The sequence below is a fragment of the Chloroflexus sp. MS-G genome, assembly GCF_000735195.1.
Classification (GTDB): domain Bacteria; phylum Chloroflexota; class Chloroflexia; order Chloroflexales; family Chloroflexaceae; genus Chloroflexus.
In genome coordinates this window covers 1-24,733 of record NZ_JPIM01000072.1, presented here as the reverse complement: position 1 = coordinate 24,733, position 24,733 = coordinate 1, and the positions used below count along the sequence as shown (strand labels likewise).

Annotated in this window: 23 protein-coding genes; 3 read left to right on the top strand and 20 right to left on the bottom strand. The window is 55.4% G+C overall.

Annotated features, from left to right (window positions below):
- Positions 1–77: 77 nt before the first annotated feature.
- The 20 genes from JE47_RS21020 to JE47_RS0113315 form a co-directional block, all read right to left on the bottom strand.
- Positions 78–647: a hypothetical protein gene (locus tag JE47_RS21020; protein WP_051871157.1), complete on the bottom strand. Its 570-nt coding sequence runs from the start codon at positions 645–647 to the stop codon at positions 78–80.
- Between the two features lie 29 nt (positions 648–676).
- On the bottom strand, positions 677–1,315 hold the full coding sequence (locus JE47_RS21015) for a hypothetical protein (protein ID WP_081910033.1): 639 nt from the start codon (positions 1,313–1,315) through the stop codon (positions 677–679).
- A gap of 516 nt (positions 1,316–1,831) precedes the next feature.
- Positions 1,832–4,210, bottom strand: a complete 2,379-nt coding sequence (locus tag JE47_RS0113400; protein ID WP_031460258.1) for a peptidoglycan DD-metalloendopeptidase family protein — start codon at positions 4,208–4,210, stop codon at positions 1,832–1,834.
- Positions 4,211–4,775: 565 nt separating this feature from the next.
- On the bottom strand, positions 4,776–5,432 hold the full coding sequence (gene leuD / locus JE47_RS0113395; protein WP_051871155.1) for a 3-isopropylmalate dehydratase small subunit: 657 nt from the start codon (positions 5,430–5,432) through the stop codon (positions 4,776–4,778).
- A gap of 12 nt (positions 5,433–5,444) precedes the next feature.
- Complete coding sequence (leuC, locus tag JE47_RS0113390; protein ID WP_031460256.1) at positions 5,445–6,869, bottom strand: 3-isopropylmalate dehydratase large subunit; 1,425 nt, start codon at positions 6,867–6,869, stop codon at positions 5,445–5,447.
- The gene (gene pheA / locus JE47_RS0113385) at positions 6,866–7,741 is read right to left on the bottom strand and encodes a prephenate dehydratase (RefSeq protein ID WP_035419478.1); all 876 of its coding nucleotides are present in this window, start codon (positions 7,739–7,741) and stop codon (positions 6,866–6,868) included. Before pheA ends, leuC begins: the two co-directional genes overlap by 4 nt.
- A gap of 158 nt (positions 7,742–7,899) precedes the next feature.
- Positions 7,900–9,606 carry a 2-isopropylmalate synthase gene (locus tag JE47_RS0113380; protein WP_031460254.1) on the bottom strand — a complete coding sequence of 569 codons (1,707 nt, stop codon included), beginning with the start codon at positions 9,604–9,606 and terminating at the stop codon, positions 7,900–7,902.
- Between the two features lie 70 nt (positions 9,607–9,676).
- Positions 9,677–10,699, bottom strand: coding sequence for a ketol-acid reductoisomerase (ilvC, locus tag JE47_RS0113375; protein WP_031460253.1), 1,023 nt, complete (start codon positions 10,697–10,699; stop codon positions 9,677–9,679).
- 103 nt (positions 10,700–10,802) lie between these two features.
- The gene (gene ilvN / locus JE47_RS0113370) at positions 10,803–11,342 is read right to left on the bottom strand and encodes an acetolactate synthase small subunit (protein WP_031460252.1); all 540 of its coding nucleotides are present in this window, start codon (positions 11,340–11,342) and stop codon (positions 10,803–10,805) included.
- Between the two features lie 37 nt (positions 11,343–11,379).
- Positions 11,380–13,122 (bottom strand): biosynthetic-type acetolactate synthase large subunit, encoded by a 1,743-nt coding sequence (ilvB, locus tag JE47_RS0113365; protein ID WP_031460251.1) that lies wholly within the window; start codon positions 13,120–13,122, stop codon positions 11,380–11,382.
- A gap of 806 nt (positions 13,123–13,928) precedes the next feature.
- Complete coding sequence (locus tag JE47_RS0113360) at positions 13,929–14,561, bottom strand: NYN domain-containing protein (RefSeq protein ID WP_031460250.1); 633 nt, start codon at positions 14,559–14,561, stop codon at positions 13,929–13,931.
- Positions 14,562–14,632: 71 nt separating this feature from the next.
- The gene (locus JE47_RS0113355) at positions 14,633–15,214 is read right to left on the bottom strand and encodes a cold-shock protein (RefSeq protein WP_031460249.1); all 582 of its coding nucleotides are present in this window, start codon (positions 15,212–15,214) and stop codon (positions 14,633–14,635) included.
- Between the two features lie 372 nt (positions 15,215–15,586).
- The gene (locus tag JE47_RS0113350; protein WP_031460248.1) at positions 15,587–16,714 is read right to left on the bottom strand and encodes a DUF3558 domain-containing protein; all 1,128 of its coding nucleotides are present in this window, start codon (positions 16,712–16,714) and stop codon (positions 15,587–15,589) included.
- 122 nt (positions 16,715–16,836) lie between these two features.
- Positions 16,837–17,868, bottom strand: a complete 1,032-nt coding sequence (locus tag JE47_RS0113345; protein ID WP_031460247.1) for a glycosyltransferase family 4 protein — start codon at positions 17,866–17,868, stop codon at positions 16,837–16,839.
- Between the two features lie 5 nt (positions 17,869–17,873).
- Positions 17,874–18,254, bottom strand: coding sequence for a 6-pyruvoyl trahydropterin synthase family protein (locus tag JE47_RS0113340; RefSeq protein ID WP_031460246.1), 381 nt, complete (start codon positions 18,252–18,254; stop codon positions 17,874–17,876).
- A 147-nt stretch (positions 18,255–18,401) separates the two neighbouring features.
- Entirely contained in the window at positions 18,402–19,412 is a 1,011-nt protein-coding gene (locus tag JE47_RS0113335; RefSeq protein ID WP_031460245.1) for a zinc-dependent alcohol dehydrogenase, read from the bottom strand.
- A gap of 26 nt (positions 19,413–19,438) precedes the next feature.
- A complete protein-coding gene (locus JE47_RS0113330; RefSeq protein ID WP_031460244.1) occupies positions 19,439–20,107 on the bottom strand; it encodes a RibD family protein in 669 nt (222 codons plus the stop codon).
- A complete protein-coding gene (folB, locus tag JE47_RS0113325; protein ID WP_031460243.1) occupies positions 20,104–20,487 on the bottom strand; it encodes a dihydroneopterin aldolase in 384 nt (127 codons plus the stop codon). The genes JE47_RS0113330 and folB overlap by 4 nt, the downstream gene beginning before the upstream one ends.
- Positions 20,480–21,343 (bottom strand): class I SAM-dependent methyltransferase, encoded by an 864-nt coding sequence (locus JE47_RS0113320; protein WP_031460242.1) that lies wholly within the window; start codon positions 21,341–21,343, stop codon positions 20,480–20,482. The genes folB and JE47_RS0113320 overlap by 8 nt, the downstream gene beginning before the upstream one ends.
- 8 nt (positions 21,344–21,351) lie before the next feature.
- Positions 21,352–21,846 carry an NYN domain-containing protein gene (locus tag JE47_RS0113315; protein ID WP_031460241.1) on the bottom strand — a complete coding sequence of 165 codons (495 nt, stop codon included), beginning with the start codon at positions 21,844–21,846 and terminating at the stop codon, positions 21,352–21,354.
- A gap of 71 nt (positions 21,847–21,917) precedes the next feature.
- On the opposite strand from JE47_RS0113315, the gene JE47_RS0113310 reads away from it, so the two are divergent.
- From JE47_RS0113310 to JE47_RS0113300, 3 genes are all read left to right on the top strand, one after another.
- Positions 21,918–22,232 carry a hypothetical protein gene (locus JE47_RS0113310; protein WP_152556061.1) on the top strand — a complete coding sequence of 105 codons (315 nt, stop codon included), beginning with the start codon at positions 21,918–21,920 and terminating at the stop codon, positions 22,230–22,232.
- 20 nt (positions 22,233–22,252) lie between these two features.
- Positions 22,253–23,329 (top strand): DUF4097 family beta strand repeat-containing protein, encoded by a 1,077-nt coding sequence (locus JE47_RS0113305; protein WP_031460239.1) that lies wholly within the window; start codon positions 22,253–22,255, stop codon positions 23,327–23,329.
- 106 nt (positions 23,330–23,435) lie between these two features.
- On the top strand, positions 23,436–24,317 hold the full coding sequence (locus JE47_RS0113300; protein WP_236631238.1) for an alpha/beta fold hydrolase: 882 nt from the start codon (positions 23,436–23,438) through the stop codon (positions 24,315–24,317).
- Positions 24,318–24,733: the final 416 nt, after the last annotated feature.

Sequence of the window (24,733 nt, the reverse complement as noted above, 5' to 3'; positions counted from 1 at the left end):
CCGCGCGCCTAGGGAGCGCGGATGGCGGTCGCGTGCGGGCCGGAGGCTGGCGCTCCCGGGGAACAGGAGCTTTTTTTCTAGACCGGCAAACCTGACGTGAGAAACTGCTGCTCCAGGCCGCGCACATAGGCGTCCGGATCGCGGCGGAAGCGCAGACCCTGCGCACGGGTGGCGAAGCGTGCCCGCACCGCCTGGCGCACCTCGCGCCAGGCAGCGACATGTGATGGCGCCAACTCAGCGGCCGTCCAGCGCTGCAGCCGGCTGGCGACACTCGTTCTCAGGCGCACTGGGCCACGCAACACCGTGTCGGGCGTCCCCCGTTTCCGCCCAGTCGTACGGCGCTCGTGATGACGATGCTGCCCGAAGCACTGCGCCAGTCCATGATTTGTGCGCGGGATGTCCCGATGCGTATCGCAGTGGAACAACCCCGGCGCGTCGCTGCGCGTCACCTTCAGGACGTGCGTCAGCGCACCTTCCAGCGTGCCACCGTGTCGCTTCCCCAGTCCCATCCGTCGTCGCACCCGCAGGGAGGCGGCCTGCACCTGGTCGGCTGGCACTCCCGCCCCAGTGTTGAGCACCGTCGCCGCCGGCCAGACCAGGGTGTCGGCGCGTCGGATTGGCGCCCACAGCGCGGCGGTCTCGTCCAATGCTCGCTCGACCAGTCGGAGCAGTTTGGTCAGCAGCGGACGCGATCCCCCTTTTGCGCCAGCGCCTGCATGCTGCGCTGGATCTGGCTGAGACGCTCCTGCAACCGCAATCCGGGCGCATCGAGCGGGGCCAGCCCATCGTCGCTGAGCGCGCTGCGGATGGCGACCGCATCCCCGCCCACCAGGGTCGCCGCTGGGTTGTCCTGCTCCGCCCCAGCGCGCGCAATCGGGCGCACTCCGCGCAGGCGCTTCTTCCGCTCCTGCTGCGCATGCCGATCGGCCTCGCAGACCAGCGTGGCCGCCGCTTGCAGGGAGGGAAACTGGCAGCGCTGATGCGGCACATCCGGCAGCGCCTGCGCCATCGCGTTGCGCACCGACGGCTGACCATCCGCGATGCCCCCGACGATTGGGACGGCAAGCGCCTCCTTGACCGCAGTCAGCAGCGGCGCGCGGTCGTCAGCGGTGGCCGCCAGCAGGCTGCGCGCCAGCAGGATGGCGCCGGACAGCCAGTCGCGCACTCCCCAGCGGACGTCGTTCCCCACCGTCGGCTGCAGGCCATCGCGTGCCAGCACCACCTTCCCAGCCGCCTGCGTCGCCGCCCTGAGCCGGGCCGGGTCGTTCAGCGGCAGTGCCACCAGCGCATCAGAGCGGTCGCGCACGTTGGTCACCCGGCGCTCGCTGATCGGCAGGTGGCGGGCCTGGAGTCGCTGGTGGATCGCAGGGACGCTGGCGTGCTCCTGGGAGCGGAGACGGCCGACGTCGGCGATGACCTCACGGCCAAACGCGTGCTGCGGCAGGCTCTAGCGCCCCTCGGCCTCGGGACGGTAGGGTGTGTGAGAGCGTGGGCAGGTCGACGTGCGGCACTGCTGCATGCGCAGGCGCAACTCGACCACCCCCTCCAGCGTGACCATCCGTCGGCGATTGGGATCCGGTCGCCAGGTCGGTCCACCGCAGAGCGGACAGGTTGGCTGCAGGCACTGCAGCACCTCGCTGCGCACAGCCGTCGGGCGATTCAAGCGTTTCCTGCGCGACTCCTTCACGAAACAGCGATGTGTCGCTATCCTACGTCTTCAGTGGGGTCACGTCAAGCTGACTTTGCCGGTCTAGTTTTTTTCAGAGACAACTCTGCAAGGCAGAGCCTCAAAACACGCGGTTCACTCCATGATCTCGGTGTGCGATCAACATCATCTCTGTGTCAGTGGCACAAAAACGTGATAAGCAGGTATTACCTCTATCGGTAAACCCGTTTGACCACTGGCATCACGGAAACGCACAAACAGGCGCTGTGTTTCAGCACTTTCCCAACGCCAACGTACTTCTGGCACAAACGGCAACCACGCCGCACTCGTGAAATCTGGCGTCTCGCTCAGTTGTATCTCTAGCGGCAGGTGGTGGTCACTCGCATTGAGAACCACCCGAGCTGTTGCTGAGTCGAGCCATTCCGCTCTTGCGGTTGCCTGTGGTGGCAAGTTGAGTGCGACCGTCTGCGAGACAATAGTTGTGTTGCCGGCACGATCAAGATATTCCACTTCAACAATATGCTCTCCTTCAATTGGAGGCAGGCTCCAACGGTAGCTGTCGTAATAGGGGAGCGGATCGCTCGATTCGCTGTTGATGCTGAGCGTAACAGCGACAATACCACCGTTATCATCCATTGCGTTTGTATCAATTCGGATTGTCCGGTCAGTTACAACAACTGGTTCTGATGTTAATGGCGATGCTGAGACCAGTTCTGCGATTTCGGTTAGTGCCAGTGGCTTGTCAAAGATTGTCAATTCATCGATACGTACTCCGGCGCTAGACCCACCACTGCTAAAACGACCAATATGAAGAAGTGCACCAGAAATGTATGGTAAAGCGTTTGTATTCCGTTCGGCAACCAGCATCCCGTCGATGTAAAGATACTTTTTACCGTTGATGGCATCCCAACTGATGACAAAGTGATGCCAGCCAGGATTTAAGGTGTCTGGTACACTAAGCAAGTCTTCGCCACTCGTTGCATCGCTAACTGTCCAGAACGTCCATTGTGCACTGCCATTTGGACCGAGTTGATCGCGACGGAGCGCCAGTGTACCGGTGTAGATCGGTGCACCTGTTGGCTCGGCGCTTGTGGCAAGCAGGTAGTGGCGGCTGAGACTATTGGCTGGAAAGCGCTCTGGTATCTCAACCCATAAACTGATCGTACCCTGTTCAATGTTCAGGTTCCCGGTAGTTGGAAATGCAATCTCGGCGCGGTCGCTGATCAATGCCTGACCAAAGCGGCCATCTGCAAAGCGAAGGGTACCGTTGATGTAAGGTAAGCCCTGGCCGATGGTCTGGAGGGGGTGACCATCGAAACTGACTGACAGCAAGACGTGCTCAGGCGGGGCAACCCGTATGGTACCAAGCGGTGGTGTTGTATCAGGCACCGGTAACAAATGGTCGGGCGGTGTAAAGTCGTAGCTGCCGAGCAGATCAGGGTGCCAGAGCCAGATACTGGCGCCGCAACCGGCATAGGTAGGGCAGGGATCGGGTCCAGGGCCAAACCAGCCATAAGGATCAACCTGTTTGCGGATGCCTCCCTCCCAACGTCGAACCTCAAAATGGAGATGAGGTGTGCCACTAACGCCACTGGCGCCACTGATACCAATCAGTTGACCAGCCGAAACCTTCACACTATTGCCTTCATTAAAGATAGGGGCAAACGCACTCAGATGCCAGTAGACCGTCTCATACCCATTTGGATGAACAATCACCACTCCCAAACCACGGGCCTCGCGCAATGCGTAAGCTGTACCGGCGGCTGCGGCAAGAATTGGTGTTGAAAATGGTGCATCAGGAAAGACATAATCATGACCATCGTGGCCGTTATACTGTACATTGCGCCGACCGAGATAATCAATCATCTCATTATTGCCATCACCTCCTAGATCGACCATTGGATACATATGGTCAAAATAGGCAAGGTGATGTACCTTCGTCCCCGATGGCCATGGTGCGCGCAGCCAGCCATTGGTGTCCGACGGTACACTAACCGGTGGTGCAAAGCGACCATCAAAATAGGTGCGCAGAGCCGCTGTAGTTGCCTTCACTGCTGCTAGCCACGCGGCCGAATCGCGCCCCTGAGCCAGAAAGCGTTTTATGGCGATCCACTCAGCCGGTTCGTCGAGCGAAAGCGTCAGTGTCAACCCGTCTTGCAACCGGATAGTTGGTGGTTGGCGATATGGACCTAAGCCAGCACGTAATTCCCGGTTTACCCAGATTATCTGCTCGGTGAAACCGACTGGGCCGTGTTGACCGAACGGAGTGGCGAGAGCTTCGTCAGGTGGTGATGGGTTACTCAAGAGGCCAGCTGTTGCTTCCAACAACGCCAGAGTGAGAAATGGGCTAACGCCATAATAATTACTCTGCTCTTCGATAATCTGGGCAGCAGTTTTTCCCTCAACACGCACATGTTTCAGTGGACCAGGTTGTTGCTCCAGGAACGTCGCTACGCTCCACCCCGCTGCTGGTTGAGCGTGCAGTGGGGTTGCGGCTATGGTCAATGTGGCAATCAACAAGAGGTAGGACGCTAGGCGATGCATAAAACTATGATAACCATGTACGAAAGCAGCCCGCTGCTGCCAGTTCTAATTATATAACGCAGCAACCGCCGAATAGTGACGCACATATAAAGCAAGAACTCTGTAAGAGGTTATTGCCAAACAGGTTGCATGCACGCTTGCAAACCAGATTTGAACGCATCTGTGGTGGGCCGAGTGCGTGCGTTGTCAGCCCCTGTTGTGCAGAACAAGGCAGTCAATCAGGTGGGAAATCTCCACCTATCGCACGCCGACGGGCATAACCGGTGTACCAACGAAGAGCCTGGCAACAGATCACTGTCTGGAACAGGAAACTGGCGCCGTAGTGCTCGTTTCGCTTGCCGTTCTCTTCACTGCTGCTGGATCGAAAAGCTTTACAGGGGCAAAGCCTCGCCTTGCCCCATCATCTATCATCACCTCACGGCTGATGAACCTCGGCGATGGAGGCAATCCGAAACACGAGGAGGGGCGAGGCGCCGCCTCACCCCTCCTGACAGGATGACAGAGTGCATCCGTTGAACCGTGAGACAGTTTTCGGATAGGCCCAAAGTAACGGTGAGTTATTCGGCTAAGCGCTCATACTGTCGTTCCCCTGCTCTTCCGTCTTCCCTCGACTGTATGCAGTAGTCACCACTGGCTGCGGATGCGTTGCCTCATACTCTGCGATGAGCGCCTCTTGATTGAGCAAAAAGCCTAATTGATCCACTCCGTGCAAGAGGCAATATTTGCTAAACGCATCAATCGGGAAACTAATCTGGCGACCGTCGGGTAGGGTGACCGTTTGGGCAGCCAGATCGATGGTCAGGTGCATTTGGGGATCAACTGCGTAATGTGCTACCAGCTCGTCGTAGACCGTCTGCTCGACCGTCACCGGTAACAACCCGATCTTCAGCGCATTGCTGCGAAAAATGTCGGCGAACGATGGGGCAATAACGGCGCGAAAGCCGTAATCTTGTAATGCCCAGGGCGCATGTTCGCGCGAGCTACCGCAACCAAAATTACGCCCACTGATCAGTATCGTTGCTCCGGCCGCTTCAGGCCGATTGAGCGGGAAGTCAGGATTGAGCGTACCATCAGCCCGGTAGCGCCAGGCTTCAAACAGACCGGCAGCCAGACCGCTCTTGTCGGTAACTTTCAGAAATCGCGCCGGAATAATTTGATCGGTGTCAATATTTTCTACCGGTAAAACAACCGCTTTTCCGGTAATCATTGAAATCGGTTCCACAGCGATCTCCTTCTAATTCAACAACGTTCGCGGATCGGTTACCACGCCGGTCACTGCGGCTGCCGCTGCGGTAAGCGGACTGGCCAGCATCGTGCGTGCTCCTGGCCCTTGCCGACCCTCGAAGTTGCGGTTCGAGGTGCTGATTGCATACTTGCCAGGCGGAACCTTATCGTCATTCATCCCCAGACACGCACTACAACCGGCTTCACGCCACTCGGCGCCTGCCTCTTTGAAAATTCGATCCAGCCCTTCCGCTTCGGCTGCCCGCTTAACCTGTTGTGAGCCGGGAACCACCATCACGCGCACGCCGGGGGCAACCTTACGCCCACGGAAGAATTGGGCGGCCTGACGGAGATCCGATAACCGCGAGTTGGTACACGAACCAATAAAGACCACATCAACTGGATGCCCCAACAATGGCTTGCCCGGTTCGAGACCCATATAGGCCAGCGCTTTATCAAGGGCAGCCCGACTGCGTGCGTCGGGCATATCCTCCGGTCGTGGAACCGGTGCATCAATGGGAATCCCCATGCCGGGGTTGGTTCCGTAAGTGATCATCGGCTTCAGATCACTTGCCGAGAGGGTTAATTCGTGGTCGAACACTGCACCTTCATCACTGGGTAACGTGCGCCAGCGGGCGACTGCCGCGTCAAAATCTGCCCCTTTCGGCGCAAAAGGTCGCCCCGCGATATACTCAAAGGTCGTGTCATCGGGTGCTACCATTCCGGCGCGGGCACCGCCTTCGATACTCATATTACAAATGGTCATCCGCTCTTCCATCGAAAGTGAGCGGATTGCCTCACCCATGTACTCGAACACATAGCCGGTGCCGCCACCGACACCGTATTTAGCAATGAGCGCCAGAATAATGTCCTTTGCCGTTACCCCAGGGCCAAGCCGACCATCGATGCGTACTGCGCACGTCTTTGGCTTGCGCTGCAAGAGACACTGGGTCGCCAGCACATGACCAACTTCCGAGGTTCCAATTCCAAATGCTAATGCTCCAAATGCACCGTGAGTACTGGTATGACTATCCCCGCAGACAATCATCATCCCCGGTTGGGTTAGCCCTTGTTCGGGACCAATAACGTGAACAATGCCCTGATTCTCATCACCTAACTCAAATAGGGGAATGCCAAACTCGGCACAGTTTTTACGTAATTGTTCAAGCTGGCTGATGGCCATTGGATCGACGACCGGAATAATCCCCAAATGATTGCGAGGGGTAGTCGGCGTACTGTGATCCATCGTGGCGAGCGTTTTATCCGGGCGCCGCACGCGCAGACCACGCTGGCGCAATTCGGTAAATGCCTGTGGTGAAGTCACTTCGTGGATCAAATGGAGATCAATGTAGAGTACTGCCGGTGTCTCTGGAGTCTCTGGGCGTACCACATGGGCATCCCAGACTTTATCGAACAGGGTGCGCGGTTTACTCATTTCTCTTCTCCTTGCCGTCGTTCCTCACGAATCCCGTTCGTACCACGCCAGCGCGGATAACTGCCAAAAATCTTCAGCATCCCAGTGTGGAGCCGAATCCGCTCTAAAGCGCGGGCAACGTGTGGTTCGCGGCGGTGTCCGTTGATGTCAACCAAAAAGATGTATTGGCCGAGTATCGCCCGGGTCGGGCGCGACTCGAGTTTGGTCATGTTGATATGTTCGACTGCCAGTTCCTGAAGGGCGGTGACCAGGCTGCCTGGTCGATCTTCGCGGGTGAAACCGAAACAAAAGCTCGTCTTGTCATCACCGGTTGGCGGCGAGTCTTCTCGCGCCAGCACGATGAAGCGCGTAACGTTGTGTGGACTGTCGGCAATATCACGGGCCAAAATCGCAGCCCCAACAAGCTGGGCCGCGCGGAAGGTGCCAATTGCAGCCGCCGGGCGCTCATCGGCCATTGCTTCCGCGGGCGCAGCCGAATTGCTCAGTGAAGCAACAGTGACCACACCGGGCAAGCACCGTTCCACAAAGCGCCGACATTGGGCGAGCGATTGTGGGTGGGCGTACAACACCTTGATGTCGCCGAGTTGCAATCCAGGACGGGCCAGCAGGTACTGTCGGATTGGAATCACAATTTCGCCCGCAATTTGCAGGTTGGTCTCGTGGATCAGCAGGTCAAGTGTGTAACTAACACTACCCTCCAGCAGATTTTCAATCGGCAAGACACCGACAGTAGCTGCTTCGGTTTCAATTGCGGTGACTACCGCAGGGATACTCGCCAGAGGAAGCAGTCGTGCTTCCTGCCCGGCTGCGTAAGCAAGTGCCGCTTCTTCGCTAAAGGTTCCCGGTGGGCCAAGATAGGCAATCGTTTGCATCATACGTGTCTACAATCAGGCCGATCCGATGTTGTCATTGAGCACAGGTGCGATAATCAGAGAAGTGAGCGGCGCGCATTGACCCACGCTTGTTGCTCACTTCTCTGTACTCTGGTTAGGGAAAGGAAAGTGGTCACCATTCCCAATCTGCATCGAACCTAGCCGAGCGTGCTACCACCAAAGATGTCAACCGGCAAACTACTCGTTTCACCGCTGTAGCCGGCAGAATAGGCCATCGCTTCCGCCTTAATCCGCTCTTGGCGCGCTGCCAGCATCTTATTGAGGGCAGCCATATACGCCTGGGCCGCAGCCACGATGGTATCGGTATGTACCCCGTAGCCACTGAAAATCTGCTGGGTTGGACGTCGGCCTGTCAGACTGGTTGCAGTGCTGCTACTCTCGTTCAATCGGGTAGGTGAACCTTGCTCGCGAATGCGCACCGTCACTTCGGCGACTGCGTCAAGCCCCTCAGTGATGGCATTGATCGAGAACTCGATCAACTCGTTGGGGCGCTGAATGATGCGGTTGATCGCCTGATAAACAGCATCTACCGGCCCCGTACCCTGAGCGCTGTCAACTTTGGCCTGTCCGTCAGGCCCGATCAGTCGCACAGTTGCCGTCGGGATCATGCCGACACCCGATGCGTATTGTACGTGATCGAGTTTATACAACTCTGGTGTGTGCTGCATCTCACCGGCGATCAATGCCTCAATGTCGCGATCATCAACCCGCTTCTTCCGGTCACACAGGTCTTTGAAGCGGGCAAAAACGTGCTGGAATTCCTCTTCGTTTAGCTGGTAGCCCTTTTCTTCAAGATACTTGCGGAAGGCGTGGCGGCCTGAGTGCTTGCCCAACACCAGCGTATTGCTTTCCAGACCTACTGTCTCGGCGCTCATGATCTCGTAAGTCTGGCGATACTTCAAGACGCCGTCCTGGTGGATACCCGATTCGTGGGCGAAAGCATTGGCCCCGACGATAGCCTTGTTCGGTGGCACCGGTATGCCGATAAAGCTACTGACCAGTCGCGAGGTGCGGGCAATTTCGCGAGTCTCAATCCGTGTACGCAGGCCGTAATACTGTTGGCGTGTATGCAATGCCATTACTACTTCTTCCAGTGAGGCATTACCTGCCCGTTCGCCGATACCGTTGATAGTACATTCAACTTGCCGGGCGCCGGCACGCACACCGGCCAGTGAATTAGCCACTGCCAGGCCGAGATCGTCGTGGCAATGGGTCGAGAGAATGCAACGTTCAATGCCCGGTACATTCTCGCGCAAATCGCGGATCATTGCCCCGTACTCATCAGGAGTGAGATAACCAACCGTATCGGGAATGTTGAGGGTTGTCGCTCCGGCGGCCACGGCCACGGCAACAGCTTCACGCAGGAAGAGCGGATCGGTGCGACCGGCATCCATCGGCGAGAATTCGACATCCTCGCACAGCGAGCGCGCATAGCTGACCATTTCGTGAATCAGCTCCAGGGCTTCGGCGCGTGTTTTACGGAATTGGTATTCAAGATGAATGTCAGAAGTTGACATAAATGTGTGAATGCGCTTTTTCGCTGCCGGTTGGATCGCACTCCACGCCTTATCAATGTCGTCACGATTGGCGCGGGCCAGCGCCGCGATAACCGGGCCATCGGGCGTACCGATCTCACGGGCAATTTCGTGCACTGCTGCCCAGTCGCCGGGGGAAGCAGCCGGAAAACCGGCCTCGATGATGTCTACCCGCAGTCGAGCCAACTGGCGGGCGACCTCTAATTTCTCTTCCAGCGTCATAGTGCAGCCAGGAGCCTGTTCACCATCGCGCAGGGTTGTATCAAAGATACGGACGTAATCTACACTCGGTTCAGTTGTGTTGGTCATAGGTACCTCCTGTTGCGTTACTGGGGCAGGTCGTGGCCGAAACATTGCCGACCACGACGCTGATACACTCTCAGGCACCACCCTCGCCGGGTTTAACCTCACGCGGATTCACGAAGGGCATCATACGGCGCAGTTCACGGCCAATTTGTTCAATCGGATGATTGATGTCGGCCTGACGATACGCATTGAAGCGCGGGCGTCCGTTGTGATTTTCCTCGATCCAGTCTTCGGCGAAGGCACCGCTCTGGATGTCGGCCAGAATCTGACGCATAGCCGCCCGCGTTTGATCGGTGATAATTTTCGGGCCGGCAGTGTAATCACCCCACTCAGCAGTATCACTCACCGAATAGCGCATGTAGTTGAGGCCACCCTGATAGAAGAGGTCAACGATCAGCTTCAGCTCGTGCATACACTCGAAATAGGCAACCTCTGGCTGATACCCGGCCTCTACCAGGGTCTCAAAAGCAGCTTTGACCAGCGCGCTCACTCCGCCACAGAGCACAACCTGCTCACCGAACAGATCGGTCTCCGTCTCTTCGGCGAAGGTTGTCCGCAACACGCCAGCACGGGTACAGCCCAGGCCCTTGGCGTAAGCCAGAGCGTCCTCGAACGCACCGCCGGTTGCATCTTGCTCGACCGCGATCAATGCCGGTACGCCACCGCCCTGAACAAACACCTCACGCACGCGATGACCGGGCGCCTTTGGTGCGACCATACTGACGTCAATTCCCTTTGGAGGCACGATCTGACCAAAGCGAATATTGAAGCCGTGTGCGAACATCAATGTCTTTCCGGGTTCCATTGCCGGTGCAATATGCTCGCGGTAGAGTTCAGCTTGACCGATGTCGGGAGTTAGTATCATCACGATTTGGGCTTCACGGGCGGCTTCTGCAACTGTCATAACCTTCAGGCCAGCCGCTTCAACCTTGGCCCAACTCTTCGAGCCTGGATACAGACCAACGCGCACATCGAGACCACTGTCGGCGAGGTTACGGGCATGGGCATGCCCCTGGCTACCAAAGCCAATGATGGCAATCGGTTTGTTCTTCAAACGGTTGAGGTCAGCCTGATTGTCGTAATAGAGTTCTGCCATAACGGTTCAATTCCTCACTCTTGGGCGACCGATCAGCGTCGCCTGCGATAGACTTGAGAAACCACTGAGACGCCCACTGTGGGCGTCTCAGATGATCACAAAGCTAGTTCAGTACCGGTACCGTAGCGCCGTTCGTTGTCGGCTCTACATACTCACTGGCGTTATGACCGCGCGTACCGCGTACCATGGCAATACGTCCGGTGCGCATCATCTCTTTGATACCGTAAGGACGTACCACTTCGATAAAATTCTCGACCTTGCCCGGTGTACCGGTCATCTCGATAATCATCGTATTGGTACCTACATCGACGATCCGCGCCCCAAAGACACTGCACATCGAGATAATCTCGTGGCGCACGGCTGGCGGTGCATGCAACTTAATCATTGTCATTTCGCGTTCGACCGTCGGATCATCGGTGACATCACTGACTTTGATCACTTCAATTAACCGGTAGAGCTGTTTTACTACCTGCTCAACGTCTTCTGATTCAACGACCAGCGTGAGACGGCTAACACCGGGGGTTTCACTATGTCCGACGGCCAGACTCTCGATGTTATAGCCTCGGCGGCGGATCAATCCAATCACGCGACTCAGGACACCGGGTCGATCTTGTAGAAGGGCAACGATGGTATGCGTTTTCATAATGTACAACTCCTGAGATTACGGTCGCTGTTGCATGCTACGCTTGTGATTCCGAGAGGATCATCTCACCAATTGACTTGTTCTGCGGTACCATCGGGAAGACGTTGACTTCACGCTCAACCCGGAAGTCGATCAGTACCGGTCCGTCGGTCGCGTAGGCCTCGTCAATTGCATCTTGCACATCTTCGCTGCGCTCTACCGTCAGCCCCTTCCAGCCGTAGGCTTCGGCCAGTTTTGCAAAGTTGGGGCCTGACAGGGGGGTACCGCTGTAGCGTTTGTGCTCGAACAACTCTTGCCACTGCCGGACCATTCCCAGGTAACCGTTGTTGATCACCGCTACCTTGATATTCTTTAGCCCTTCCTGCACAATCGTTGCCATTTCCTGGTTGGTCATCTGGAAGCCACCGTCGCCCACGATAGCCCAGACGGTATCGTTGGGGCAGGCGATTGCCACGCCCAACGCTGCCGGTACCGCGAAGCCCATCGTGCCGGCGCCACCCGATGTAATGTGCGTGCGTGGGCCAGCGTTCCAATCGATCAACTGCGCTGCCCACATCTGGTGCTGACCAACATCGGTAACGACCCGGTAATTGCCGCGGGCATTGAGGGTACGACTTAACGCCTCATAGACATCGTGCGGTGGTAAGGCCATATTAGCCATCGCAGCCCGATTCTTGTACTGCTGCTTACCCTGATGCTTATCTTGCATTTCACGGATATGTTCCATCCAATCCGAGGCATGCGTATGCAACTCGGCCAGCTCGCTTGGTGGTGGCAAGTCTTCAAGCAGGGCCTGCAAGACAAGGCGGGCATCACCGACAATCGGTACATCAACCCGTACATTCTTCCCGATTTCTGAAGGATCGATGTCAACGTGAATAATGCGGGCATGAGGGGCAAACGTGCTGGCTTTGCCGGTCACCCGGTCATCAAAGCGACCACCAATGTTGAAGAGGACGTCGCATTCCTGAATGGCCCGGTTTACGTGAACCCAACCGTGCATACCGGGCATACCGATACACAAAGGATGATTTTCAGGGATCGCGCCAATACCATGCAGTGTGGTAATCACGGGAATGCGTAAGCGTTCGGCGAACTCTTGCAGTTCGCGATGGGCGCCGGACATAATAATCCCGTGACCGGCGATAATCAAAGGTTTCTTCGCACTGATCAACAGCTTGATCGCTTCACGAATCTGACGGCGATTCCCCTGATAGGTTGGTTTATAACCGGGCAGGTTGAGCTTAATATCCCAATTGGGCACTGTTGTCTTCTGCATCGCATCCTTTGTGATGTCGATCAAGACCGGGCCAGGTCGGCCGGTTGTGGCAATGTAAATAGCCTCTTTGAAGACGTAAGGTAGCTCATCGACATTCTTCACCAGGTAGTTGTGTTTGGTGATCGGCATTGTGATACCGGTGATGTCGGTCTCCTGAAACGCATCTTTACCAAGGACGTGGCTCCCGACCTGACCGGTGATTGCCAGCAAGGGGGTACTATCCATCATCGCATCGGCGATAGGTGTCACTAAATTAGTAGCGCCGGGGCCGCTGGTACCGATGCAGACGCCAATTTTGCCTGTAGCACGGGCATACCCTTCAGCGGCATGACCAGCGCCTTGCTCGTGGCGGCAGAGCACATGGCGCAGCCGGTCTCGGTAATCCCACATCGCGTAGTAAAAGGGCATAATTGCACCGCCGGGAATTCCGAACATCACTTCGACCCCCTCGCGGATGAGGGCCTCACACATAATCTGGGCACCGGTGAGTGGTTTGGTCATCGGACTACTCCTGTGACAATGAACGTGCGAATATACAACCCTTGTAGACACAGACGTACAAGTGGTCTTAAGCGCTGTATTGCGCTCGACCTTCTATAACGACCGAGTCGCCAACCAACGGGCCACAGCAGTGGGGCTTTTCGCCGCTACTCACCGCGATGTGAGTGACCGAGCGCGGAGCGATGCGTCGGTACGACGGCGGTGAACTGTCGGATACACAAGCTGCCGGACGGATACAACCGGCACGAGCATCGGTTGCGGCTGTCGCATCAGGTGTACGATATAGTTCATAAGCCGCAACATCAACCTCACAAGGGTACTAAAAAACCTCCCGAACATCGGGAGGTTCAGTCTTGCATCCTGCACTAGGGCTTTGCGTCCTTCCCCTCCCTAAACACGTCTGCTCCACCCGCCGATAAGGCTAAGGAGGAGTACGAGTACGAGAAGGATAAGGCTTACAAAGCGAGCAGTCATAGATTTGTACTCTTTGCCTAAATTCCTGATCCGCGATGAGGATACCACACACTTCGCAGTTTGTCAACCGGAATTTGTGAACCCGTAAGGCTTGTTACGACTATAGCGTGTGCTGGGATGTGCTGCTACCTGTACCAACGGTGGTCTCTACGGTCAGCCCCCGTTCTTGCTCCGCGACGCGGTCTATGGGACACCTGCATAGGGGAGAGGTTCCGATGCCTTCCAGACTCCTCCCCACTGTGACCATAATCCGTCATCTCCGACGGGGGGCTAGGCACTCTTCGCATGACAGGCCCAGACAACGTTGCCCATCCCTGTACCGTCCACCGTCCTTACGATGCCACTTCTGCCGTTGCTTGTGGTGGGCGCGAGAACAGGCTATGGAACACCTCGACGGTGCTCGGATGATTTGCCAGGCTACCGACATCGAAGGAGTAGTTGCATGCCCTCAACAGCCGTTGGTTAGCAGTACTGTTGCGCTGTGGTGACTCGTACTCAAAGTAGAAGACGCCAACCCGTATCCCATGTTTCATCAGCGCACGGGCCAACGGCACAAGGTCGCCATCGCCTGAAACCAGAACCGCAACATCAATTTTTCCTTCTAGTGCCTTTTCCATCGCGTCAATCGCCAGCGCAACATCGACGCCTTTCTCATGACCGTTGGGAGCCATTGGTGTATATTTCACTTCGATACCGGCGTGCATCAGGTCGATATGACGGTTCCGTTCAACCTGGAACTGTTTTTCTGTAGTCTGCGATGAAGGAAAGAGACCTTGATGCCAGCTCGCGTACACGATTCGGTGCATCGCGTAGCGCTGTTCTTTCCTGCTGATGAACTGCTCGATAAGCCGGTGGAATGGTGGAAATGAGAGCCATCCCACTCGTTGCACCGCGTAATAATGCGATTGTGCATACGCAAAATAGGAACCGTCGTAGAAAACGCCAATGCGACAGAGGTTGCTCATAGACCTTGATCCTATTGCACCATCACCAGCATGTGATGCTGCTCAAAGATAAATCCTGAACTAGCATAAACTCATCTACCGGCTTTCCGCCAACCTGCTTTGATTGCTTCCTCTTCAGTGCAGAACCAGCGTTCTCCGTATCGTTCGTTAATTCTGGTTCTGTCGTAGTCTTTCATACCTGGGAGATGATAGATTTTCTCTCCGGTTTCGATGGAGATATTGCCTTTAATCACACATTCTGGTGGACCCGGACGCTTCGCAAAGATTTGCGTGATGGTAGTCTGGACAGTGTCGCCAGCCAGGATGGTTACAACTAGGCCGCTAGCAACGAAAAACAGCACAATAATAGCGGCCACCAAGAGCATATCAAGCATACTTCGGGATTGACGGGTTTTTCGCTGGTGATAAAAGTTCCGAGGTCGTGCTGAAACCCCTTCAATCCAGGCATAATCGGCACGAATTTTTCCATCTCTATCAGTTGCGGTGGTATAGGTAACAATGTCTCCTACCCGAGGGCGACGATTTATTTTACTAAAAGCGGTAATGTGGACGAATACCCTCTCTTCCTCTCCCCCTGTGTCAGGCGTAATGAAACCGTACCCTTTGTCATCGAACCAGGTGTCAAGTATGCCACGAAACCAGATTGTACTCATACATTTGTGTATATGTAAAGTTTTGAGACATACAACAAAGGATTATACTACTGTTGTGTATAAACTTGCAATAGTACTTTGGTAGTTCATGATTTTGGTACTGACTCGAGGGGCAAGCGGGAAGAAATGTCGTTTAACGCGAAGATATGTGGAGCAGGTACTCTGAAGCTCAGCGTTCTTTTCGGTGTCGATTCCGAATCCCACACCTTGCCTCCCGCTCCCCCTGCCGCTCGTCGTGGGATCGCAGAAGCTCGGTGCGGGCCTAGGTCTTCCCGGCGTCGCAACTCTCGCTCCCCCTTCCTCACCCCTTATGGGAGAGGAAGGAGGTAGGGGGAAGGTAAGGGGGAGAATTACTATGCACCCGTTATCTCGTTACGATGAGCTGATAGTGATGATGACCATCGTCTTTTTATCGATAACGGAGATCGTAATCGAAACCTCACGACCGTCTTTGGTGAATGTCAGCAGGTAGGTGTTCTCATATTGACTACTGTTACCGGCACGCCAGCCTTTTGCTGCCATCTCGGTCTGGTAGAAGGTAGCAACGTTTTCCGGTGAGTCGGCCGTTTCAAAGCTAATCAGATCTCCCATACGTGCCTGATTGCTCACGTTCGGGGGAAGCGGAATGTCGGCGCTAGCAGCTTGTTGCTGCGCACAGGCTTCAGGTAACGAAAGTGTGGTGTTGGCTTCCAGTCTGGTAACGTTGTACTCCCAGCGCAGATTGCTTAGTTGGCTTGGGAGAGGTGCGGTGCCATTTTCCTCCGCAATGCCGGTAATCGTGCCGATTAACTCTCCGACGTGGCGTACCACAATTGCCGGATTGCTTGCCGCCCAAATCTCACCTTTCGCTTCACCCTGGTAATTCGCCGTTTGTTCTTTGACGGAGAAGGTATAGCGATTAGTCGTAAAACCGTTGACCTGAACGCCACGTTCAACGAGCTGTGCACTCTCCAGATTGCCGATCAGTTGATCAGGGGTGAGCATACTCCCCTCAAACAGGTCTGCCATGCTCCCCATCGAGAAACAGAATTGTTGATTTCCTTCTTCTGAATACTGGTACGTTTCGCCACCGATTTGTATAGTGGTGATGCGAACGAGACGACTATCGGATGATGTGCTTTCAATAGTGAGACTCCGATCCCCGTTTTCGAGGATGATCTGACGTATCAGAAGGTTAAAAGGCTCCTCTGGTTTGCCTTCCTCTCTCGCAACACCTGCCATGTTCATCTCAACCTGGACGTTCCCCAGGCCACGGAAGTCGGTTTGGGTGTTGATAACGGGTGGACGTTCGGAAGTGCCAACGCTAGCGGTCGTGGGTAGAGCAGCGGGTGACGGATTGGCGGTCGGTGAGGGATTGCTGGCAGCCGGTCGTGGGGTGCGGGTAGGTCGCGTCTCTTCGACAGTCGGTGAGGGTGAGGTGTTGCCGGTTGTTCCTCCACCACAGGCAGATAGCAAAACAATCAGGGTGGTGCCGATGATGATCCTGGCAATTTTGATCATGATGATGGCTCCTATTGAGCTTGTAGTTGATCGTCACAGGCGTGCGAGGCTGACACCGTCTCCACTGTACCATTTGGGCTAGCGTCTCGCAAAGAATATGAACATTTTGTTAGGTTTTGTGGTTAGCGTGTAAAAGCGTATGTAACGGCTGTCAGTAGCCGTTGGGCAGTTTCGTCCCATCGCGGTAACGAGGCAGCCCTTTGTTGGGCCGCCTCGCTCAGATGCTGACGTAGGAGCGGATCAGCCATAACGGTGCGCAAGGCGTTCACCAGTGCCTGTTCATCGTCAGGCGGTACCAGGATGCCACCGTTGCCAACCAGCGTCGGTACGGGGCCAACGGCGCCGGCAATGACCGGTAAGCCGCACGCCAGCGCTTCGGCAAAGACCAGGCCATACCCCTCAAATCGTGATGGCAGGGCGAAAATACTTGCACGGGCGTAACATTCGGCCAGCTTGTCGTCAGGTAATACACCACGCACGATAACCGGTGCTGAGCAGTGTCGTATTGCCTGCCAGACTTCTGTTGCGTAGTCAGGATCGGCATCAGTTTCACCGATCAATTCGAGTCGCCAGGTGGTAGGCGCGATTTGGTCCCAGGATCGCACCAGGTGGGCTACGTTTTTGCGCGGTATCCACTGCCCAACAGAGATGACCAGCGTTTCACGGGGCAGATTCGTCGGTATAAAGTTTCGCAAACGATCACAACCGCCAGATGCGATATACATGCGGGTTGGATCGGCGCCACGCTCGATCAGGGCCATTGCACCTTCATCACTGACGGTAACTAGGACATCGGCGCGGAGCAGGGTTCGTTCCCATTCGTATTCGTATAGATCGTTGGCGCCAGCAATCGTAGGTAGCTCGTGGATGAGAGCGACGATTGGTCGGTATGTGCGCCAGGAATCGATCCACGGTGCAACTACCACACGGGCAAGTGCATCAATGATTAGAACATCGTAGCGACTTGGATCAATACGGCGCCCCACCTGTGCCCTGGCCGCGAGTTGTCCGGCTACATCTGCTGGCCCCAGCACAATTTCATCAACCGGTTGTCCCCATGCATGCCAGCGGCGAAAAACTTCGCGGTGGTACAGGTAGCCACCGGTACGGCGATCAGGATTACCGACGGTAAGGAAGGCGAGGTTTAGCGTCATACCCTCTATCTCTCCAGCGCGGCACTGTAACTGGCAAACGCCTGTGGATTTTCCCAGATACGCACCGTCAAGGTTTGCAAGCCAACACCACGGACTGCCGGCGCAATCCGTTCCCAGCAGTATCGGGCAACATTTTCGGCAGTGGTATTCATGTGTTGCAGACCTTCAACGGTACTCAGATCACGGTAGTGTAGATCGGCAACGATTGCGTTGACTGCATCTTGCAGGCGTGTGATGTCAAACAGTGTTCCATCAGGATGCAGATGATTTCCGGTGACAATCGCTTCAATGCGATACGTATGGCCATGCATCCGAGTAGCCGGGCCAAAGTTGCCTTCTAACCGATGAGCTGCTTCAAACTGTGCGGATATGCCGACTTCGTACATAGTGGTCTCCTTTCAGAGATGTTTCTCAGCAGGAACTGGCCCTTTCCTCCGGCATTCTGATGCTGCTCGCCATCAAAATAGTCTGTTATCACTTCTGTTCGATATGTTTTGTTCTATGAGGAGGCGGTTGGGGTGGATGTTCCGCAGTTATAGCGACTCATACTGCAACATCACCTGCACTAGACCTGCTGGGGCCTGATCGATCAAGGTGTACGCTGTCGCTGCCTGTGTAAATGGAAACCGATGGCTGATAAGTTCGGTCAAACGTAACTGCGGCAGCAGTTCGATGACCGTGCGACTACGACGATGATAGTCCCAGCGTGGATACGTTTCAGGAGCCAGCCGACCAACCTGTGAGGAACGCAACCGTACCCGACCACGGTGAAAGTGTCCACCCAACGTGAGCGTGACCGGTTTCTGGCCGTACCACGATGCGACCACGACCAACCCCTCAACGGCGGTTAGCTCTATTGCCTGTTGTAGTGCAGATGGTGCGCCACTGACTTCAATCACAATATCTGCCCCCCGACCGTCGGTGAGGTCGGCGATAGTCGTTTGATCGGCGTAGGCGAGGGTCAAAGCGCCGAATCGCTCTGCCAATGCGCGGCGGGTGTCGTCGGGTTCGACGGCGATGACGTGGGCGCCGGCGCGCTGCAAGAGTTGCGTGACCAGTAACCCAATCACACCTTGCCCCAAAACGACAACCGTTTCGCCCAGACGGGGAGCCGCATCGTGGCAAATGGTGAGCGCAGTTTCGACGTTGGCGTAGAATCCACCAGCTTCTGGCGGGAGAGAGGTAGGTAGTTGTTTGACCAGATGAGCAGGGATAGTAAATATTGTTTGATGAGGATGTAAGGCAACAACCGGATCGCCGATCCGAAGATGCTCAACCTCTGGCCCAACATCGATTACATTGCCAACGATAGCGTAACCGTATTTGATCGGAAACGCAAAGCTACCCCGCAGCGTTGGCAGATCGAGTGCAAGCGTTGGTTCGACCTCGCCGCGATAGACGAGCCGTTCGGTACCGTGGCTGATGAACGAAGCAATGGTGGCAATACGCACCTCGCCGGCTGTGGGTGGTGGTACGGTCTCCTCACGGATGCTGACAGTATGCGGTGCGGTAAACCAGATGGCTTGTGCAGTAAGTGGTCTCATAGTGATCGTTCGTTGGCCTCATTTACTCACACATTCTCGTACACCAGTTTCCCTTCAAGCACAACATCAACCCCGTATGGTGTCCAGGTGGGATTGGCGAATTTCAGTGCCTGACTCAGCGTCGGAATACCTAGATCGCCAATCGCCGTTGGCCCGCTGCCGAGAATTAACGGTGCAATCGTGATTGCTACGGCATCAACCAGTTTTGCGCGCAACAGACTGGTGATGATTCGTGAACCACCCTCGACCATAACCGTAGCAATGCCTCGTTCACCCAGGGCGGTAAGGAGTGCAGCCAGATCGACTCCACCTCCAGCAGCTTCTGGGAGGGTCAGGATGGTTGCGCCACAGGCCTGGAACGCAGCGCGTCGATCAGCGGTTGCTGCTGTGGTACACGCCAGCACCGTACCACGTGCCGCACCGTCGCGGATCACAGCCGCGTTAAGCGGCGTGCGCAGATGGGTATCAACAATAACCCGTAGCGGATCAGGTCCCTCTACCAGCCGTGTGGTAAGCCGTGGATTATCGCGCAGCACTGTTCCAATACCAACCATAATTGCATCACTGTTTGCTCGTAGAGAGTGACAAAAGCGCAGCGACTCTGATCCGCTAATCCACTGTGAGCTACCATCAATAGCAGCGACCCGTCCGTCGAGTGTTTGGGCAAAACACAGCGTAACACGAGGACGCATCATCTTCGGCGCACGATTTCTACCACTGAACCGGCGAGGATAGTCTCGCCTAACCGTACTCCTGGTTTTGTTACCCGTACTGCTACTGCCACAATCGGCGGATGATCGTGCAAAATGGCTGTAGCGATCCGTTCGGCAACCGCCTCGGTGAGTTTGAACGGTGGGCCGCAAACAATGTCGCGAACGCGATCATGAATCTGGCTGTAATCGACTGTCTGGCTTAGTTCGTCGCTCAGTCCTGCCTCGCGCAGATCGAGCTGTACCGCAACATCCACAACAAATCGCTGTCCGAGCCGGTTTTCCTCTGGACGTGTGCCATGGTAGCCGATAAATTGCATACCGCTTAAAATAATGCGGTCATGTCCGATTCCCCAATCATGCATAAGCAGTGTCCTTTTCTACGGCCAGACCGTACATCAGCGGGATATTCGGTATGTCGGCAGGGGGAAACATACGGCGCCCGTCTCGCGCCACCATTCGCATAAATGGTCGCTCACCATTGACATAACAGTATTCATGGAATGCGCGTATATGTAAGCCAGCCTGAGCAAATGCGGTCACAACCTCGCCTACTCCCCAGCGGTAGAGCGTACAGGGTTCTGGGTTAACAAAATTGCTTATGCCGGGTGAAAATCCCGATGGCGATAGCCCACCTTCAGCGGCACCAACATAATCCCCGACGCCTGGCAAGGTTAACGCCTGACCGTGCTGTGGATAATCGTAGGCCAGTTGCCAATCAGGGGTGAACATGTTTGAAACCGGATGAAACTCCATTAACACAAAGCGCCCACCACGAGTAAGCAGCGCTGCAACACCATTGGCAAATGCAGCGAGGTCGCGTAGCCAGCAGATAACCCCGTAACCGGCGTAGATTCGCTCAAATTGCAGGTTTGCTGCGGTCGCGCTGGCCAGATATTCGTAGACATCGGCTTGAACAAATGTAGCTGGGATACCACTGGCAGCACTTAATGTTCGTGCGTGAGTAATAGCCGCATCGCTGAGGTCAACGCCGGTTACGATTGCTCCCTGCGCTGCCAGCGAGAGACTGTCGGCGCCGGTATTGCAGAGCAGGTGCAGCAATCGACAACCACGCACATCGCCAAGCAGTGCGACTTCTTCAGGAAACAGGGTCGATCCCCCATTGCGTAGAAACGTGGCTTCATCGGCGTGGTGACTGATATGCACCGGTACGACAGCGTTCCAGGAACGACGATTCTGTTCGGTAATCGGGTCTAGCATAGCGTTAGTTAATAGTAGAGCGTATCTTCATCCTCATCAACTCCAAAGAAGTGGAGCCACTCTTCGATCTCTGCTTTACTAAGAGGGCGGTCGCCCCGCTTATCACGGGCATTCACCCGTGGCTGATCAAGCATCTGTAAGCGGTGGGCAAACTCTTGAGAAGACATCACCCGGATGCCACGAGCCTGTGCTTCACCGACCACTGCCCGATCTGATGAAACCACCAGCCATTCTTCACGGCGACGAATGGCACGAATCTGGCGAATCAGCTCCTGATCGGCATTCTGCGGTGGTTTGACGAACCGTGTCTCAACTCCGTAGCCGTTGAGATTCTGCGGATGACCGTACACACCTCTATCAAACACGACTACGATTTTGCGACCACGTTTTTTGGCGGCATAGCGACGCAGCTTTGCAACCAGTTTGGCTTCGTCATCCGGATCACTAAGATCGATATCAGGCATTTGGCCGATCAGGTTGTGTCCATCAATTAAAATAGGCATGTGCTGATTATATCCTCAAAAATGGTGCTTGCAAACACACCCTCACAGGTATTCTAGCCTAAGTTGCCCCTATGAGAGCGTTAAAAATGAGATGGAATTCCGTTCTAATTCACAGCAATCCCGATGCGAAAGCCTATCTGGTGGAGCATCGTAACCGGTGCTTTTCGAGGTTGCCGGATTCTTTTAGTTCTTATCATACGGTAGACAAGAAAACCGTTGCCCTACCGCATGAGCACATTGGCGCTCCCGCCCCTACCGGTGCCGCGACTGGCATCATGGACGAGCATGCGTTTTCTGGTATGGGTCTTGGCCATGCTGTTTGCCACAGCGTATTTGCAACTCTCGCTATGATCGCAACGTCGGATGTGATGAAAGGGAAACAATGAAAGATGAGCAGGAAAAACCGATGAAACAAACTGATCTACCATCACAACCAGAGTCTCTGCCCGGCCACCTCCTACGGAGACGGTTACTCGGTATCATTCTTATTCTAGGTGGTCTTGGCTGGTTCCTTTTTGAGCTGGTGAGTCGCGGTACGATTGCTGGAATCAATCTTAATCTCGCCAGCGCTAGTATTGCTGAGAGCATATCTGCCCAACGTTTTGCGGTTAGTCGGGTTGAAGTGACAGGTATCAACGATCAGGTGATCTTGTCTGGTACCACTGGTGAAGAAGTGATCTTGAGTGGCGAGCGACATGGTTTCGGTTGGGCGACGCAGGCTGCGGCTGCAGCGGCAACGCAGGTGACCATCGAGGTTGAACAGCGTGGTGATACTCTATACGTGCATGTGCGTCATCAGCCTCAGATAATGTGGCATTTCGGTCGTGATCCGTATGCTCGTCTGGAATTGGCGCTCCCACCCGATGTGACCTTTAACGTCGGACTGGTATCGGGCGATGTGATGTTACGACAAGTTGTGTCGAACGGTGACATTACGACGATCAGCGGTGATGTGGTTGCCAGTGACACGAACGGCCAGTTGACTATCGAGACGACGAGCGGTGATATTGAGGTGCGTAACCACGATGGTTCACTGCGCATTGTGACGGTAAGTGGCGATCTGGAAGCGGTTGGGCAATTTACCGACGTGCGCGTAGAAACAACCGAGGGTGATGTGGCACTGCGTGGGAAGTATAGCACTGCACGCATCATCACGATCTCCGGCGATGTCACTATCGAGGCCGAGGGAGCGAATCAGATAAGCGTTGAAACAACCAGCGGTAACATCCGTTTCACCGGTCAACTGGCAAGTGAACAGCAAGAGATGGTAACTATCTCTGGCGATGTTGAACTTACCCTCAGCAAACCACTCGATGCCCGGATAAATATTACAACCGTGAGTGGGCGGATCAGTCTACCGGTCCAATTCGCCGATCAACAGGCTAGCGCACGCTCGCTAACGGCAACCTTTGGTCAAGGGCAAACGATGCTGAAAGTGGAGACAACATCGGGCGACATTTCCCTCCGTTTGCGCGAGGAATGATTTGGAAAAATCTGTGCAAAATATTTGCAAACGTGGTATGCTGATATTATGCAAACCACGTTTGCTGTTTCTAATAGTTTATGCAAGCGAGGGATTGATCATGGTCATGCAAGCCGAGACTGATACAGTGCGGAAGTTTGAAATCCGCGAAGAATATCACAGAGGTACTGACGGCTTCATGCGGGTCTGGAAATCATCACCGGTGCAGGGACTACCGGTGCTCTTGATTCACGGCTACGGTGCTCTGATAGAGCACTGGCGTCCGATAATGCGGCCCATCGCCAGTGAGCATACCCTTTATGCCATCGACCTCTACTATTTTGGCTATTCTGCCCGCCCATCGGGACGGCCAAGTCGTGAACGTTGGGCAGCGCAGGCAGCCGCCTTCATTCGTGACGTCATTGGTCAACCGGCAGTGGTGATCGGGCACTCGATGGGAGGCGTTGTCAGTGCGCACCTGGCTCGCGCCTATCCCGAACAGGTCCAGGCGCTGGTGTTAGTAAATAGTTCAGGCGCCCAATTACAGGCTCGTCCGTTAAATGCCTTTGATCGACTGATGCTTGACGCAATTGGTTCGCCGTTTATAGGCGAGGCACTGGCTGGCGTGTTCGGGAATCGATGGGGAGTACGGCAAGGGCTGCTATCGGCATACCATCGCAAGGAATGTGTTACACCTGAGTTGGTAGAAACATTCAGTGGCCCGCTACGACGTTATGGAGCGGGATCGTACCTGAAAGTCAGTCGCGAGTTTACCAATCTGGTGCTTGATCTGAAGCCAGGTGAAATTCGGCAGCCCACTTTACTCATTTGGGGTGCCGAAGATCGCTCGATCCCACCGGCTCACGCCGAGATTATCAAGCAGCGCATGATTCCGCACGCCGAGATCAAGATCATTCCTGACAGCGGTCACTGCCCCTTTGATGAAACGCCTCAAGCCTTTCTTGATATTCTCCTTCCCTGGTTGCGACAGGTAGGTGCACAGAGCTAGATCCGTGCAGGGTTTTCAGTTTCTGGCGTATGCGGCCAATTCTACTAACCTGGGAGCGCGGGCCTCTGGCCCGCATCCTGTAAGAGCCTATCCGAGATCATTGCCTTACAGCCCACAGATGAAACTCATCGATGGATGGAACACAATGAACGATCATCTGATGCCGCAGAAGTTGCCGGATGGGACAAGATGACACCATATCCCCACGAGTGTATCCTGATGTACAGGCGCAGCGCCGCTGTACCTCAACCGATCTGCTTCTACAACAGGATATTTCGGATAGGCTTCTAGGGGGAGCGGGAGGGTGCGGGGGTAACCCTCACCCCCGGCCCCTCTCCCGCACTGTGGGCACCCTCACCCCCGGCCTCTCTCCCGCACTGTGGGCACCCTCACCCCCGGCCCCTCTCCCGCACTGC